Origin of the sequence: Pseudomonas sp. C27(2019) (genome assembly GCF_008807395.1) — a bacterium.
In the GTDB taxonomy this organism is placed as follows: Bacteria; Pseudomonadota; Gammaproteobacteria; order Pseudomonadales; family Pseudomonadaceae; genus Denitrificimonas.
In genome coordinates, this window is sequence record NZ_CP043320.1 from 1,036,555 (window position 1) to 1,052,411 (window position 15,857).

Annotated in this window: 18 protein-coding genes; 14 read left to right on the forward strand and 4 right to left on the reverse strand. The window is 47.5% G+C overall.

What is annotated here, in order from left to right; all coding sequences use genetic code 11:
* Position 1: 1 nt before the first annotated feature.
* Positions 2 to 400: a SirB2 family protein gene (locus tag FXF61_RS04815; RefSeq protein WP_178087266.1), complete on the forward strand. Its 399-nt coding sequence runs from the start codon at positions 2 to 4 to the stop codon at positions 398 to 400.
* 16 nt (positions 401 to 416) lie between these two features.
* Here the strand turns inward: FXF61_RS04815 and FXF61_RS04820 are convergent, their stop codons facing one another.
* The 3 genes from FXF61_RS04820 to FXF61_RS04830 are packed head-to-tail and all read right to left on the reverse strand — an operon-like array spanning position 417 to position 2,283.
* On the reverse strand, positions 417 to 755 hold the full coding sequence (locus FXF61_RS04820) for an EscU/YscU/HrcU family type III secretion system export apparatus switch protein (protein ID WP_151184189.1): 339 nt from the start codon (positions 753 to 755) through the stop codon (positions 417 to 419).
* Positions 752 to 937 (reverse strand): flagellar hook-length control protein FliK, encoded by a 186-nt coding sequence (locus FXF61_RS04825; RefSeq protein ID WP_151184190.1) that lies wholly within the window; start codon positions 935 to 937, stop codon positions 752 to 754. The genes FXF61_RS04820 and FXF61_RS04825 overlap by 4 nt, the downstream gene beginning before the upstream one ends.
* Positions 892 to 2,283 carry a flagellar hook-length control protein FliK gene (locus FXF61_RS04830; RefSeq protein ID WP_151184191.1) on the reverse strand — a complete coding sequence of 464 codons (1,392 nt, stop codon included), beginning with the start codon at positions 2,281 to 2,283 and terminating at the stop codon, positions 892 to 894. Before FXF61_RS04830 ends, FXF61_RS04825 begins: the two co-directional genes overlap by 46 nt.
* A gap of 124 nt (positions 2,284 to 2,407) precedes the next feature.
* Between FXF61_RS04830 and ccmA the strand changes: the two genes are divergently transcribed.
* From ccmA to greB, 10 genes are all read left to right on the forward strand, one after another.
* Complete coding sequence (ccmA, locus tag FXF61_RS04835) at positions 2,408 to 3,067, forward strand: cytochrome c biogenesis heme-transporting ATPase CcmA (protein ID WP_256663530.1); 660 nt, start codon at positions 2,408 to 2,410, stop codon at positions 3,065 to 3,067.
* On the forward strand, positions 3,064 to 3,735 hold the full coding sequence (gene ccmB / locus FXF61_RS04840) for a heme exporter protein CcmB (RefSeq protein WP_151184193.1): 672 nt from the start codon (positions 3,064 to 3,066) through the stop codon (positions 3,733 to 3,735). Before ccmA ends, ccmB begins: the two co-directional genes overlap by 4 nt.
* A gap of 101 nt (positions 3,736 to 3,836) precedes the next feature.
* On the forward strand, positions 3,837 to 4,592 hold the full coding sequence (locus FXF61_RS04845) for a heme ABC transporter permease (protein ID WP_151184194.1): 756 nt from the start codon (positions 3,837 to 3,839) through the stop codon (positions 4,590 to 4,592).
* Positions 4,589 to 4,765, forward strand: coding sequence for a heme exporter protein CcmD (gene ccmD / locus FXF61_RS04850; RefSeq protein WP_151184195.1), 177 nt, complete (start codon positions 4,589 to 4,591; stop codon positions 4,763 to 4,765). Before FXF61_RS04845 ends, ccmD begins: the two co-directional genes overlap by 4 nt.
* Positions 4,762 to 5,229: a cytochrome c maturation protein CcmE gene (gene ccmE, locus FXF61_RS04855; protein ID WP_151184196.1), complete on the forward strand. Its 468-nt coding sequence runs from the start codon at positions 4,762 to 4,764 to the stop codon at positions 5,227 to 5,229. Before ccmD ends, ccmE begins: the two co-directional genes overlap by 4 nt.
* On the forward strand, positions 5,226 to 7,229 hold the full coding sequence (locus FXF61_RS04860; RefSeq protein WP_151184197.1) for a heme lyase CcmF/NrfE family subunit: 2,004 nt from the start codon (positions 5,226 to 5,228) through the stop codon (positions 7,227 to 7,229). The genes ccmE and FXF61_RS04860 overlap by 4 nt, the downstream gene beginning before the upstream one ends.
* Positions 7,222 to 7,761 (forward strand): DsbE family thiol:disulfide interchange protein, encoded by a 540-nt coding sequence (locus FXF61_RS04865; protein ID WP_151184198.1) that lies wholly within the window; start codon positions 7,222 to 7,224, stop codon positions 7,759 to 7,761. Before FXF61_RS04860 ends, FXF61_RS04865 begins: the two co-directional genes overlap by 8 nt.
* Positions 7,758 to 8,222: a cytochrome c-type biogenesis protein gene (locus FXF61_RS04870; RefSeq protein ID WP_151184199.1), complete on the forward strand. Its 465-nt coding sequence runs from the start codon at positions 7,758 to 7,760 to the stop codon at positions 8,220 to 8,222. Before FXF61_RS04865 ends, FXF61_RS04870 begins: the two co-directional genes overlap by 4 nt.
* A gap of 23 nt (positions 8,223 to 8,245) precedes the next feature.
* Positions 8,246 to 9,475, forward strand: a complete 1,230-nt coding sequence (gene ccmI, locus FXF61_RS04875; protein ID WP_151184200.1) for a c-type cytochrome biogenesis protein CcmI — start codon at positions 8,246 to 8,248, stop codon at positions 9,473 to 9,475.
* A 104-nt stretch (positions 9,476 to 9,579) separates the two neighbouring features.
* The gene (gene greB, locus FXF61_RS04880; RefSeq protein ID WP_151184201.1) at positions 9,580 to 10,089 is read left to right on the forward strand and encodes a transcription elongation factor GreB; all 510 of its coding nucleotides are present in this window, start codon (positions 9,580 to 9,582) and stop codon (positions 10,087 to 10,089) included.
* A 905-nt stretch (positions 10,090 to 10,994) separates the two neighbouring features.
* On the opposite strand, the gene FXF61_RS04885 is transcribed toward greB, so the two are convergent.
* Positions 10,995 to 12,248 (reverse strand): IS256 family transposase, encoded by a 1,254-nt coding sequence (locus tag FXF61_RS04885; RefSeq protein WP_151184202.1) that lies wholly within the window; start codon positions 12,246 to 12,248, stop codon positions 10,995 to 10,997.
* Positions 12,249 to 12,509: 261 nt separating this feature from the next.
* Between FXF61_RS04885 and FXF61_RS04890 the strand changes: the two genes are divergently transcribed.
* From FXF61_RS04890 to FXF61_RS04900, 3 genes are all read left to right on the forward strand, one after another.
* The gene (locus FXF61_RS04890; protein ID WP_151184203.1) at positions 12,510 to 14,210 is read left to right on the forward strand and encodes a cytochrome D1 domain-containing protein; all 1,701 of its coding nucleotides are present in this window, start codon (positions 12,510 to 12,512) and stop codon (positions 14,208 to 14,210) included.
* A gap of 88 nt (positions 14,211 to 14,298) precedes the next feature.
* On the forward strand, positions 14,299 to 14,916 hold the full coding sequence (locus tag FXF61_RS04895) for a NapC/NirT family cytochrome c (protein WP_151184204.1): 618 nt from the start codon (positions 14,299 to 14,301) through the stop codon (positions 14,914 to 14,916).
* Positions 14,917 to 14,953: 37 nt separating this feature from the next.
* Positions 14,954 to 15,829 (forward strand): ethylbenzene dehydrogenase-related protein, encoded by an 876-nt coding sequence (locus FXF61_RS04900; protein ID WP_151184205.1) that lies wholly within the window; start codon positions 14,954 to 14,956, stop codon positions 15,827 to 15,829.
* The last annotated feature ends 28 nt before the right edge of the window (positions 15,830 to 15,857 follow it).

A 15,857-nucleotide genomic window follows, 5' to 3' on the forward strand; every position in this document is an offset into this window, starting at 1 on the left:
TATGCTTGCTGAGCATTTTGTGCTGATTAAAAATATGCATATCGGCTTGGTACTGCTAAGTGGCAGTTTGTTTGTGTTGCGCGGCTTGTGGGTTTTGCTATTAGGCAGTGGCTCAGCATTACAAAAAAAGGTCAATCGCCTCAGTTATGTGATTGATACCTGCTTGCTTCTCGCTGCCGTGTTGTTGTTGGTTATTCTTGAGTATGCACCGCTTGCTGCAGCTTGGTTGCAAGTTAAATTGATTCTGCTGGTGCTGTATGTGGTGTTGGGAGTGTTTGCCTTTCGCAACAAATACAGCATGACTGTGCGTTGGTTGGCTTATGTTGCTGCGTTGCTTTGTTTTGCGCTGATGTACTACTCAGCACGCTTGCATCAGCCGCTGGCAGGATTATTGAGCTAGGCGTGCGTTGATCCAGTTAATCATCATTCTGTTGCGGTTGCTGCGGTAACAATAAAGTGGCATCGTCCGCTGCTGATTTGTTATAGAAACCTTTTGGCGCTTTGCCTTTTAAATACCAAGCAAAGGCAATGATTTCAGCAATGGTTTGATACAAGGACTCAGGAATAGCATCGCCCAATTCCAAGCGTGCCAGTAAACGTACCAGATCAGCGTTTTCGTATATAGGCACGTCATTTTCGCGAGCGATTTGCAGAATTTCTTCAGCCAGTTCATCATTGCCCTTGGCGGTTAAGTTGGGCGCGTTCTCGCCGTCATACTTTAAGGCGACGGCTTGCCGTTCAGTGGTTTTGCTCATGCTAAATCGTCAATCCAACGCTGTTGTAAACTGGTTTTTTCACCTTGCGGTGGTGCCCCTTGGTGACAGGTTAAATCTTTTACGGTCAAACCGATAGCCAATAGACGCTCGCGCAAATGCCCGAGCTCGAGATCTATTAAATGTGCTGTGGCGCTATTTTGCGCCCAGAGTTGACTGGAAATGCTCCCCCTTGCAGGCTGGCCTGGATATGTAGAGGGCCGAGCGGCTCTAAATCAAAACTTAAATCGATTTTCCACACAGGGGTTGGCGGCTCGCCTGATTTTTTTTGTGCCGGCTCTTCATGCTGAAATTTGATTTGCAACGGGACAATGTTGTGTTGATCACGGGTAGGGATTTCCACTTGCCACACTGTTACTTGAGTGCCTTCACTGTTGGTATGGGTTTGCCCAAGGCTAGCGAGTTGATGGGTTTGCAAGCGTGATACGGCGGCAGCAGCTAAACGCAACAGTGAGCCTAAATCATTAGGGTTATCCATTGCTTGCAGTACGCGTGTAGGTAAAGGAAAGCGCAATGCTTGCTCTCGCAGCTGAACTTGGCTGCCTCCCAGTAACTGATCACGCAACAAGCCGGGTAAGGCTTGCGATAACAATACGCTTTGTGATGCAGCTAGAGCGGAATTACTGCTGGGTAGCATGGGCATGATTTGCGCAATTAAGCGCAGTAAATTGGCCTTTACATCTTGATTGGCGTTCTCTAAAGCGCCGCTGAGCAAGCGGTTTTCCAGTTGTGCACCGCTGTTGGCTAAGCTTTGTGCCAGTTTTTTTGGATCAAGCAGTTGGCTGAACTCAGGCATACTGCTGAGCAATTGTTGCAAAGTTTTTTCTATGCTTGGTGAGATACTGCTTGGCGATAGAGTGTTCAGGCCTTGCAAAAGCTGGCTTAAAGAGCCCTGCTGGCTAAATTGTTTTTGTAATTCTTGGTTGATGGCCAAGGGTTCAAGGCGCGTATTTAACGGTTGAAAAGTTAACTGCTGAGCGCTGTCGATACGGGCATTAAGTTGGCTATTGAGAGCGAGTGATTTAGGGCTGTCAATTTGCAGCTGCTGCCCAGCTAACGCGCTATTGTTGATGCTAACGGTGATTCTAAAACCGCCTTGCGCATTGGGTGTGACGTGCACAACTTTAGCTTCGAGCAAAGTGCCAGGCGCTAAGAGAGCGGTGTCGATGCGTGTAGCAGTTGTGGCTTGAGTTGTAGGCAGTAAGCTAAAAGCCAGTTGCTGTGTTGATAACGCTGTGACATTAAGAATATTGCCAGGTGCTAAGGGTTGCTTGCTTTGCACTTCAATGGTGTGCTGTTGGCCATTGGCCAGTGATAAGCGTAGCAAAACCTGAAATGCGTGCTGCGCTTCGCGTAAAGCAAGCACTTGTGCTTGCGCTGAGTCGCCAATATTGAGTTGCGTTGGTAGGTTACTTTGCAGTTGTAATACAGCATTAATGGCTTGTGCAGCAGGTCGTGGCACGCTAGGGATGCTAGGGGAAGGGCGGGAAGAGGGTATTTCACTGGCCATTTCGTTTGCAACCTATTGTAAATGCTTTGTAAATGCCTGCCGCGCTGGCTGCACAGCTGTGTATAATCGCTTCGCATTATAGTATCTGCGGGGCAGTATAGCTGCTCAGCAAAATTGACTTGAAATTTTCTCACAAGGCGATGTGTTTGTGACCGATGCTTATCTTGAAACTGTTGATTTAGCCTGCGAGCGTGATTGGCGGCTGTTATTTGAGCATCTGCATGTCAGTGTCAAGCCAAAGGATATGCTACAGGTTAGTGGTCCCAATGGCAGTGGTAAAACCAGTTTGTTGCGCTTGATGTCTGGGTTGATGCGGCCCACGCAAGGTGATGTGCTAATTAAAGGGGTTAGTATCCATCAGCAGCGCAATGAGTTGGCCACTAATTTATTGTGGCTTGGGCATGCCGCGGGTATTAAAGGTTTATTGACTGCAGAAGAAAACTTAATGTGGTTATCGGCGTTGCACCATGGTGCAAGTCGTGAGCAAATCTGGCAGGCATTGGCGGCAGTGGGTTTGGCCGGTTTTGAAGATGTGCCTTGCCACACCTTGTCGGCTGGCCAGCAGCGACGAGTCGGTTTAGCGCGTTTATACTTGGATGCTCCGGCTCTATGGATTCTGGATGAGCCCTTTACTGCGCTGGATAAACAAGCAGTGACCCAATTAGAGCTGCATTTAGCGCAGCATTGTGACAACGGTGGCATGGTTATTTTGACCACGCACCATCATTTACAAAACGTACCCAGAACTTTTCGAGAACTTGATTTAGGGCAGGCGAACTTATGAGTAATGTCTTTACTCTGATGTTGCTGCGTGAAACGCGACTGATGTTTCGTCGCCCAGCAGAGTTGGTCAATCCATTAGTGTTTTTTGCGATTGTAATTGCTTTGTTTCCGCTGGCAGTTGGACCAGAGACACAGTTATTACAAACCTTATCACCGGGGTTGTTATGGGTGGCTGCATTACTAGCGGTGCTGTTGTCATTAGATGGCTTGTTTCGCAGTGATTTTGAGGATGGCTCGTTAGAGCAGTGGGTCGTTTCGCCACATCCTTTAGTGGTTTTAGTGCTTGCTAAGGTGCTAGCGCACTGGTTGTATTGCGGGTTGGCATTGGTGATGTTGTCACCTCTATTGGCCTTGATGTTGGGGATGCCGATAGATCGGATCCCGACTTTGTTATTGTCGTTGATGCTGGGTACGCCGGTGCTAAGTTTGCTTGGAGCAGTGGGCGCAGCGTTGACGGTTGGTTTAAAGCGCGGGGGGATTTTATTGGCATTATTGATTTTGCCGCTGTACATTCCCGTGCTTATTTTAGGCAGTGGCGTGATTCAGGCTGCGCTGCAAGGCTTGCCAACCATGGGTTATTTGTTATGGATGGCCAGTTTAACCATGTTGACAGTGACTTTAGCTCCTTTTGCAATTGCTGCTGGTTTGCGCATCAGCGTAGGTGAATAAGAGGCTCAGGAAGTAAATTTTATATGTGACAATGCACTGTGTTTAAACGACAGCTCTGTCATGTACCGTATAACTGATATTGAATAACTGTGAGTATTTCGATGAATTGGACGTGGTTTCACAAGCTAGGCTCGCCCAAGTGGTTTTACGAAATCAGTGGACGCTGGTTGCCTTGGTTGAGCATCAGTGCTGCGCTATTAATGTTGGTTGGCGCTGTTTTGGGGCTCGCCTATGCGCCGCCTGATTACCAGCAAGGTAATAGTTTTCGAATTATTTATATTCATGTCCCCGCTGCTTTTTTAGCGCAATCAACCTATATCTCGCTGGCCGTGGCCGGGGTGGTTGGTCTTGTTTGGAAAATGAAAATTGCTGATGTGGCGCTGCAGCAAGCTGCCCCCATCGGTGCTTGGATGACCGTTATTGCGCTGCTCACTGGTGCAGTATGGGGCAAGCCGACCTGGGGTGCTTGGTGGGTGTGGGATGCACGCCTGACTGCAATGCTGATTTTGTTGTTTCTCTATTTTGGGATTATTGCGCTTGGCCATGCCATCAGCAACCGCGACAGTGCAGCAAAAGCCTGTGCAATTTTAGCCATTGTTGGGGTTGTTAATATTCCCATCATCAAGTACTCGGTAGACTGGTGGAACACCTTGCATCAGCCGGCTACGTTTAAAATAACTGAAAAGCCGGCTATGCCGATGGAAATGTGGATGCCACTGTTAATTATGACGATTGGCTTCTATTGTTTTTTCGCAGCTGTATTACTGATGCGGATGCGTACTGAAGTATTGCGACGTGAGTCGCGGACACGCTGGGCGCAAGCTGAAGTGGCACGACAGATCGGGAGAAGTGCATGAATTTCAATTCGTTTTCTGAGTTCTTAGCGATGGGCAATCACGGCATTTATGTGTGGTCATCCTATGGCATCAGTGGTGCAATTTTACTGTTGAATGTGGTGTTACCTTTGCTGACCCGTCAACGTTATTTAAAGAATGAGGCGCGCCGTTTGCGCCGGGAGGCTCAACAGTGAATCCGATTCGTAAAAAACGTTTAATGATTATTGGGGCAATTTTACTGGGTGTAGTGGCGACTGTCGGACTTGGTTTGTTGGCGCTACAACAGAATATCAACCTCTTTTATACGCCAACGCAAATTGCTAATGGTGAAGCGCCAGAAGGTACGCGCATTCGCGCCGGCGGTTTGGTTAAAGAAGGCTCGCTAACGCGCAGTGATGACTCGCTGACAGTTGACTTCATTGTGACTGATGGAGATGCAGATACAGGCATTCAATACCGTGGCATATTGCCGGACTTGTTTCGCGAGGGGCAGGGTATCGTTGCTTTAGGTCGCTTAAATGAAGTTGGTGTTTTGATTGCTGATGAGGTGTTGGCTAAGCATGATGAAAACTATATGCCACCTGAAGTCAGTAGTGCCCTAGAAAAAACCGGCATGCTACAACATTATGAAGATGGCCAAAAGGAAGCAGGAAAATGAGTAACGCGGCGTTGTTTGTGCCGGAGTTGGGTCAGTTAGCAATGATCCTAGCTTTGTGTTTTGCACTTGTGCAGTCGATTTTTCCACTGGTCGGTGCTTGGCGCGGCGATCATAAGTGGATGAGCTTGGGGCAGCCGGCAGCATGGGGGCAATTTCTGTTTTTACTGTTCGCTTTCGGCTGTTTAACTTGGTCATTTATGACTGATGATTTCTCGGTTGCTTATACAGCAAACAACTCCAATAGCGCTCTGCCTTGGTTCTACAAGTTCAGTGCGGTGTGGGGTGCGCACGAAGGTTCATTGCTGCTGTGGACATTGATCTTGGCAGGCTGGACCTTTGCTGTGGCGGTTTTTTCACGGCAGTTGCCAGAAGAAATGCTCGCCCGTGTGCTTGCCATTATGGGAATGATCAGTGTTGGCTTTTTGCTGTTTTTGATTATGACCTCCAATCCGTTCGAGCGCCTATTGCCGCAAATGCCAATGGATGGTCGTGACCTCAATCCGCTGCTGCAAGACTTTGGCTTGGTCGTGCATCCGCCAATGTTGTATATGGGCTATGTTGGTTTCTCTGTAGCTTTTGCTTTTGCCATTGCCGCTTTGATCGGTGGTAAGTTGGATGCAGCGTGGGCACGTTGGTCCCGTCCATGGACACTGGTAGCTTGGGCGTTTTTAGGCATAGGTATTGCGCTTGGCTCTTGGTGGGCATACTACGAGCTTGGCTGGGGTGGCTGGTGGTTCTGGGATCCGGTTGAAAACGCATCCTTTATGCCATGGTTGGTTGGTACTGCACTGATTCACTCACTGGCTGTGACAGAAAAGCGTGGTGTATTTAAAAACTGGACTGTGTTGCTGGCGATTGCAGCCTTTTCATTGAGCTTGTTAGGCGCATTCTTGGTGCGTTCAGGTGTGCTGACTTCAGTGCATGCCTTTGCTGCTGATCCAGAGCGCGGTGTCTTTCTCTTAATATTCTTGTTGATCGTGGTTAGTTCATCTTTGATCTTGTTTGTGATACGCGCACCAGCGGTGAAAAGCAAGGTGGGATTCGGCTTCTGGTCGAAAGAAACGCTGCTGCTGATCAATAATATTGTTTTAGTGGTCGCTACTGCCATGGTACTGCTGGGTACCTTGTATCCACTGATACTCGACTCATTAACCGGTGCTAAATTATCTGTTGGTCCCCCGTACTTTAATGCGCTGTTTGTGCCCTTAATGGGAGTCTTGATGCTGGCAATGGGTGTAGGTGTGATTACACGCTGGAAAAATACGCCAGGCCAGTGGCTGATTAAAATGATCGGCCCAGTATTGTTATTCAGTGCGGCATTAAGTGTGGTTGGTAGCTTGCTGTACCGTGACTTTAATATTGCTGTGCTTGCCTTGTTCTTTGTGTGTGCTTGGGTGCTGCTGGCTGGAGTGCGCGATATTCTTGATAAAACACGGCATAAAGGTTTGTTTGCTGGCATGCGCTCGCTGACTCGCAGTTACTGGGGTATGCAGTTAGGACACATCGGCATGGTGTTTATGGCTGTGGGTGTGGTGTTATCCAGTCAATACAGCGATGAGCGTGACCTGAAAATGGCGCCGGGTGACGCATTAGAAATGGGCGGGTATCGCTTCCTTTTCGAAGGCGCTGAACACTACGAAGGGCCAAACTTTATCTCTGACAAAGGCAGTATTCGAGTCTTTGAAAATGAGCGTGAAATCGCTCTATTACATCCAGAAAAGCGCTTGTACGTGGTTCAGCAAATGCCGATGACCGAGGCAGGTATTGATGCGGGCTTTACCCGTGACTTATATGTGGCGATGGGTGAGCCGCTGGAGGATGGGGCATGGGCGATACGTGTGCATATTAAGCCGTTTGTGCGCTGGATTTGGCTGGGTGCCCTGTTAACTGGATTAGGTGGTGTTCTCTCGGCTATGGATCGTCGCTACCGCGTGAAGGTTACCAAAAAAGTGAAGGATGCCCTGAACTTAGCTGAAAAGGGGAAAGTTGCACATGTCTAGAGCTCGTTTGCTTGGTGTACTGGGTGTATTTGTAGGTGTGGTGTTATTTACCTTGATGGCACTGTTTGGCATCAATAACGACCCAAGAGAATTACCTTCGGCTTTAATTGGTAAACCGTTCCCTGAGTTCACTACGGGTTCGGTTATCGATGACGATGCGGTCATTACCCGAGCGGATTTGCTCGGGCGTCCTGCGCTGGTCAATGTCTGGGCGACTTGGTGTCCTTCGTGCAAAGATGAGCATCCGGTTCTGAATGATTTAGCCGAGCAAGGCGTTGTTATCTACGGTGTGAACTACAAGGATAACAAGCCTGATGCGCGACGCTGGCTAAAAGACTTTTTAAACCCGTACCAGCTCAATATCAGCGACCCTAAGGGCACTTTAGGCTTTGACCTTGGTGTGTATGGCGCGCCAGAGACTTTTATAATCGATAAACACGGCATTATTCGCCATAAGTTTGTTGGTGCAGTGAGTAAGCGGATATGGCGCGAAAAATTGGCGCCTATTTATCAGGAGTTAGTTGACGAATGAAACGCTTTATTTATGCCCTCGGTTTAACGCTTGCATGCCTTGGTTCGGCGCAGGCCTCGATTGATACCTATGAGTTTTCAAGCCAAGCGGAGCGTGAACGCTACCGTACCCTGGTTGAAGAGCTGCGCTGTCCAAAATGTCAGAACCAAAATATTGCTGACTCTGATGCGCCGATTGCAATGGATATGCGTGATGAGATTTTTAGGAAACTTGGCGAAGGTCAAAGCAGTGATGAAATAGTTGAGTTCCTCGTTGATCGCTACGGTGACTTTGTCCGTTATAAGCCGCCTGTGAATAAAAGCACGCTGATTCTTTGGTATGGCCCTGCTGCGCTCTTAGCGATTGGTTTTGCGATGGTGGCGTTGATTGTTGTACGCCGTCGCCGTTCGGCACGCACAAAACAAGACGAGCAAAAGCTGTCTAGCGATGAAAAAAATCGCTTGTCAGAAATTCTTAAGTAAGATTAGTAGGATACCCATTCGTTATGACACAGTTTTGGATTTATGCGGTGCTGCTAATGCTTGCAGCATTGTTCTTATTGCTTTGGCCCATACTTCGCGGTCGTAAAGATCAAGCCGAAGAAGACCGCACAGCACTCAATATTGCCCTCTATGAGGAGCATATTGCTGAATTAGAAGAACAGCATGCCAGTGGTGCTTTGTCAGCCGAGCAGCTTGCTGAAGGGCGACTCGAAGCAGACCGCGAGCTGCTGGATGACACTGATGTTGGGCGCCCCAAGCAAAGTGTCAGTCTTGGTAATGCTCTGCCTTTGATTGCCGCATTGCTGGTCCCTATTGCTGGCTTGGGCTTATATTTTCACTGGGGTGCAAGTGATAAAGTTGCCTTGACGCTTAGCCTTGCTGAACAGCCTAAAACTGTTGAGGATATGATCAAACGCCTGGAGGATACTGTGCGGGTGCAGCCTGATGCAGTTGACGCATGGTACTTTTTAGCGCGTACCTATATGAGTGAGCAACGGCCTAAAGATGCTGCCCACGCCTATGAGAAAACCATTGAGTTAGTAGGGCGTCAGCCGGATTTGCTCGGCCAATGGGCGCAGGCCTTATACTTTGCTGATGGCAACCAGTGGACGGCTAACATACAATCATTAGTTGACGAGGCATTGGCTCGAGACCCTAACGAATCAACAGCCTTAGGTCTAGTCGGGATGGCTGCATTTGAAGACAAACGCTTCCAAGATGCCATTGATGCTTGGACACAGCTTTCAACAGGGCTTGATCCAGAAGACCCATCCTATGACATCATTCAAACGGGTATTGAGCGTGCGCGTAATGGCTTAGCCGAGAGTCCGCAGTCGGAGCTTAGTAGCAGCCCAAAAACTGATGCATCAACAATTGAACTAGAAAGCGTTAATGACTATCAATTGCAAGTTGAAATAACCATCAGCGATGAATTAGCCGCTCAAGTGGCAGCAACTGACACTGTGTTTGTTTTTGTCCGCCCAGAAGCAGGCTCGCCAATTCCATTGGCGGCTAAGCGCTTAACTGTTGCAGATTTGCCAGCGCAGATTGCTTTAACTGATGCCGATTCACTGCTGCCGGACTTGAAGCTATCGAGCATTGCCCGCTTAAAGCTGCAAGCCAGTATTTCCAGTAGTGGTGATGCCAATCAGGCGCAGTGGAGTAGTGAATCAATCTTTATTGATGCAACAGAAGATACCCAGCACGCTTTATTGATTGATCAAAAAAAATAAATTTAGCGCTGCTGTCGCATACTAAGCCGCTTATCTGTTGATCCAGTAAGCGGCTTAGTTGTTTTTAATTGTTAAGAATGACATTTACTACGAGGGCAGTGTCCATGACTCGAAAGCTTTTGACCGCCGAAGGCTATAAAAAACTTAAAGATGAGCTGGAGTATTTGACTCGCAAGCATCGGCCTGAAATTACTGAAATTGTATCTTGGGCTGCCAGTCTTGGTGATCGTTCTGAGAACGCAGACTACCAATACAATAAGCGCAAACTGCGTGAAATTGACAGGCGTATCAGACATTTAACCAAGCTGTTTGAAATCGCAGAAATGGTTGAGTACAACCCCGTGCAGGAAGGCAAAGTCTATTTTGGCGCATGGTGCGAGCTTGAGGATGAAGAGGGTAAAACTGTCAGATTTCGCATCGTTGGTGATGAAGAGATTTTTGGCAATAAAGATTACATATCACTCAAGTCGCCGATGGCCAAAGCTTGCTTAGGCAAAGTGCTTGATGATGAAGTGTCCGTGCAAACTCCAAGCGGTGATATGCATTGGTATGTGATTAAGATTGAGTACAACGTTGAAAGCCATCTGGCTAAAAGTGCTGCGACAGCGAACTAATGAAAGCACAGTAAGCATGTTGCATGCAGGTGCTCTTACAGTCAATTGAAAATACGTTGCTAAAAAATCTTTACACTATGTTGCTGGTAGAATGATGTTTCATTGATCTGTGTCAGTCTTAATGCATGTAGGCTGGATTTAATAATAAAAACAATACATTGTTTAATGTTGTTTTGTATGCAGTTTTAAACTGCCATTAATATAAAGTCTTTTAAAAGCATCAAGTTGTAGGCTAAGTTCGGGTAACAGCAGGCATAGATGAACAAAAGACTTGAGTGTGTGTTTTTAATCTGTTGATATAAAACACAATGTGCAAAGTCGCGATTATTGATGGCTTCTATACGTTTACCTTGGCAGTCGCTCTGGCTAAGTTAAGTGAGCATACTTCATCTGCGCATCACTTGCGTGACAGGTAGCGACTCAATAGCGGTTACCATCCCTCGATAATGTCTGAACAGGCGCAGCGCAGCCAGATAGGCTCTAGGCGTGAATGCACAGCTGTGCCGCAGCAGCGTGAAACAGCGTTGATAACGAGCAAGGCAAGTGCTGAGCTGAGCGTTGCAGTGACTAAGGTGCCCTAGCAAAGGCAGTTTAGTGCTATGAGCCTAAAGTGTCAGGGTGAAAATTTGTCTGCAGTGCGAATGCTAGTCTACATCTACTGTTCAATGATAATTGTCAGTTCCATGAATAAGGCATTGTTAGTTTGAGCAGTAATGCTTAAAAATATCTCATATATGAATGCGCTGTGTCAGTAGCATATCTTTGATTTGTGCGTTTTTTGACTGTAGTGTTGATTCTATCGGTGTTTGCGATACATGCAATAATTCTTAATTATGATCAGAATCAAGTTACCTTGCTGAAGTGAATGTTTTTGACGAGTTATGGTCAAATCTGGTGTACGAGCATCAGGCGGTTTTCCTGTCTGATTGCTCCATTACTTGTTCGCCGTCTTGGAATTTAACGTTATTGACCACGAGGGTTAGCAGTTGAAATCCTTTCAGGCGGTTCCAGCGCTTCTGCGCTGATTGCAGCAATTTATAAACCATTGCTAGGGTTGTGTTTCTTGAACCGCAGTTGCGAGTTTTGCTGGTTCTTAAACGTACTGTAGCGAAGGCAGATTCAATTGGGTTGGTGGTGCGTATACTCACCCAATGTTCTGCTGGAAAATCGTAGAAAGCCAACATGCTCTCACGGTCTTTAGCTAAGCATTCCATTGCGCGTGGGTACTTAGCAGTAAACCTTTCCAGCGCTATATCAAAGGCTTTATGAGCCTTCTCACGCGTCTCAGCCATCCAAATATCATGCAGTGCCTCCTTCACTTTGGGCTGTACTGCTTTGGGCAATTTATTGAGCACATTGGCCGTTTTATGCACCCAGCAGCGTTGTTGTTTGGTCTGCGGATAAACCTTACTCAGGGCTTTCCAGAAGCCCAATGCGCCGTCAGCTGTTGCCAGCTTTGGGCAGGTCGTAAGCCCACGCGCAACCAGGCCATTCAGCAGCTCAAGCCAGCTGGCTTCAGACTCACGATAGCCTTCTTCAACAGCAATCAGCTCCTTGCGGCCATGCTCTGTCACGCCCATCACCACCAGCAAGCACAGGCGGTCATCGAGGCGGACGTTGCTGTAAATACCGTCAACCCAAAGGTACGCGTAGCGCTTGTCACTCAAATCGCGCTGTCGCCACTCTCGGTGCTCATCAATCCAGCGTTCCTTGAGCCTGGAAATGGTGTTAGCTGACAGGCCTTTGGCATTCTCACCCAGCAAGGCTGCTAGGGCTTCTTGGTAGTCTCCAGTGGAAATACCTTTGAGATACAGCCACGGTAATAACTCTTCAACGCTGCGGGCACGCTTGAGGTATGGCGGTAGCAGTGCGCTGGTAAAACGAATACCAGAGCAGCTACGATCACGCACTTTTGGCACCTTGATATCAACATCGCCAATGCCCGTTTGGATGCTGCGCTCAGGCAAATAGCCGTTACGCACCACAGCTTTGCGGCCATCGGGTAAACGCAGTTCTTCATGAGCTTGCAGCAGTTGCTGCAGCTCTACTTCAACTGCTTGCGCAATGAGCTGGCGAGCACCATTACGCAATAAAGCAGTTAGCACATCAGTGCCAGTTTCATCTGGTTGTGAAAGAACATTCAGGGTAGTATTTGTCATGGCGTATCGCTCTACTGTTAATTATTTCTTGGTCGAAACAATCAACAGGATACGCCACCCTCTTTTCCCCTCATACACCACAAATGACTATATCTCGTTTTTGACTTGTATCATGTATTCTCAGTTTGTAAGCGCGCTAGTATGCAAATGCACCATATAAGGAAAATAACAATTCCTTCTATTGAGGAGCCACGGAAAATGCCACATAACCAATCTTCTAATACTCTGAAGAAGCCAAAGATGCTTCTAGGGAAAGATCGTATGACTATTACAAGTAAATTATCAAAAGTAGGCTTTGTTGCTGCTTTCTCTTTGCTGGGTATGGCTGTAACTCAAGCCAATGCCGCAACAGCTTCAGCAGCGCCTGCTTTGACTGCTGCTGAAATGGAAGCTGGAAAACTAATTTATTTTGAACGCTGCGCAGGCTGTCACGGTGTTCTACGTAAAGGTGCCACCGGTAAGAACCTAGAACCACATTGGGAGCAGGTTTTAGAAGATGGCACTAAGCTTGAAGGCGGAACACTCAGTCTTGGTACCAAGCGCTTAGAAAATATCATCGCGTACGGTACAGAAGGTGGGATGGTTAACTATGACGATATCCTGACGCCTGAAGAAATTTCCTTGATGGCTAAGTACATCCAGAATGAGCCACCGATTCCGCCTGAGTTTTCTTTACAGGACATGAAAGACAGCTGGAACCTCATTGTTCCACTTGATGAGCGTCCTACCAAGCAGATGAATAAAGTCAACTTGAAAAACGTATTCGCAATTACGTTACGTGATGCGGGTAAGTTGGCGTTGGTTGACGGTGATACACACAAAATCTGGAAGATTCTGGAAAGTGGTTACGCCGTACACATTTCACGTTTCTCCGCATCAGGTCGCTACGTGTACACTACCGGTCGTGACGGTTTGACCACTGTTATTGACTTGTGGCCTGAAGAGCCAGTGACCGTTGCTACCGTTCGCTTTGGTTCCGACATGCGTTCGGTTGACGTCTCGAAGTTCGAAGGCTACGAAGATAAGTACCTGATTGGTGGTACGTACTGGCCGCCACAGTTTGGTATCGTGGATGGACTGACTCTGGAGCCAATCAAAGTCGTCTCTACCCGTGGCCAAACCGTTGATGGTGAGTATCACCCAGAGCCACGTGTTGCCTCTATCGTTGCTAACCCAAAGAAACCTGAGTGGGTAGTGAGCGTCAAGGAAACTGGGCAGATTTTGCTGGTTAACTACACTGACCTCGACAACCTGGAGATAACTTCAATTGCGTCTTCCAAGTTCCTGCATGATGGTGGTTGGGATGCTTCAAAACGTTACTTCTTAGTAGCAGCTAACGCTTCTAACCAAGTTGCTGCGGTTGATACACAGACGGGTAAGCTCGCTGCGATTGTTGATACAGCGAAAATCCCTCACCCAGGACGCGGTGCGAACTTTACTCACCCAGAGTTTGGGCCAGTTTGGTCTACGGGTCACCTTGGTGATGACGTGGTTTCTTTAATCTCAACCCCATCGGAAGAGAAAAAGAACGCGAAGTACAAGGATCACAACTGGAAAGTTGTACAAGAGCTGAAAATGCCAGGTGCGGGTAACTTGTTTGTTAAAACACACCCTAAATCCACAAACTTCTGGGCTGATGCGCCAATGAACCCAGAGCGTGAAATTGCAGAATCAGTGTATGTGTTTGATTTGAATGACCTCAGCAAAGCGCCTAGAGAGTTGAACGTTGGTAAAGACTCTGGTCTACCAGAAGGCAAGGCAATTCGCCGCGCCGTTCAGCCAGAATACAACCAGGCGGGTGACGAAGTTTGGATCTCACTATGGGGCGGTAAAACTGACCAGTCTGCAATCGTTATTTATGACGATAAAACACTTAAGCTCAAGAAAGTTATTACAAATCCAGAAATCGTAACACCAACCGGAAAGTTCAACCTCTACAACACTATGTATGACGTTTACTAAGACGTTCTGGTGAAGCGCTAAAACAGTCCCCCTATTCTGCGTACTCATGCGGGGTGGGGGGATTTTTTAAATGCAAAGGAAAAACCTAATGGCAGATCAAGACAGCAGAAATACGCAAGAGCCAAAACGGCAGTCTGGTTTTATAAAAACGCTGCTTCGTCCTAGCGTGCATTATTCCATTGCTAGCCTTCTTATGGTGGGGGTTGTTATTGGTATCCTTTTCTGGGGTGGTTTCCATACTGCACTTGAATTAACCAATAGCGAAGAATTCTGTATCTCTTGCCATGAAATGGGTGATAACGTTTACCCTGAATACAAAGAAACCATTCACTATAGCAATCCGTCCGGTGTACGTGCATCGTGCCCAGATTGCCATGTTCCCAAAGAGTGGGGGCCTATGATGGTTCGTAAGATTCAGGCTTCAAGAGAGCTTTGGGGTAAAATCATTGGTACGATTGATACACCTGAAAAGTTTGAAGCTAAGCGTTTGAAGTTGGCACGTAATGAGTGGAAGCGCATGAAAGCTTCTGATTCCCAAGAGTGCAGAAACTGCCATACGCTTGAATCTATGGATATACCGAATCAGAAACAGCGCGCCCGTAAGCAGCACGAAATGGCGATAGAAGATGGTATGACCTGTATTCAGTGTCACCAAGGCATTGCACATCACTTGCCCGAAGGGATGACTGATGAAGATTATGAGTAAAACGTAGTTTAAGTAATTAATAAAAGAGTAAATAGCCATGAAAAAAACTATGATGACAAGTGCAACGGGCGTCATCTTTGCCCTTGCCGCTGGAAGCGCCCTTGCAGCTGCGCCTGCTGATTGGAGCAAGGTAGCAGAAACCAATATCACCCTGCTTTATCCAGGCGTTTCACCCGTAGAGTGGATCACTAAGGGAACTGAGCACGGTGGTGCCCGTGTCCTGCGTAAAGGTGAAACCTGTGCTGGCTGCCACTCAGAAGAAGTTTCTTCTATGGGACAGCTCATTGCCAGTGGTAGCAAAATTGAGCCTACGCCGATAGAGGGTAAAGCAGCATTTATTGATACCAAGGTACAGGCTGCCCACGATGGTGAAAATCTGTATTTACGCTTTACCTGGACGCAGCCTGCTGTTGCAGATGCAGGGCAAATGGATGAAGCCAACCCAGTCAAGATAGCTTATATGCTAGAAGCTGGTGATAAAGTTGAGCTGGCTGGACAAGGTGGTTGCTGGGGTAGTTGCCACGGTGATGCGCGTACCATGCCTGGCGCAGCGGATACCAAAACCAAATACGTTAAAGATGGCTCACTTGCCAACGGCGTATTCTATGACCTAAACCAGTGGCGCAGCGGTGAAAACAAGGCATACGATGGCTATGTAGCTGAAGAGCGCGTCATGGAAGGCGGTCAAGCTTTGATTAGTGCTGAAGGCAAGCTAGAAGATGGTGTTTGGACAGTAGACTTTACTCGTAAACTCACTGGTGGAGAAGGCGATGTGGCTCTAGAGTCTGGACAAACCTATAACTTTGGTTTTGCTATTCATGATGATAGCTCCATAGGCCGTTTTCACCATGTATCGCTTGGCCACAAGCTAGGCATTGATGCAGAGGCCGATATTACTGCAGCTAAGCAGTAAATTCCGTTGAGCAAGGCTGGTTTAAACT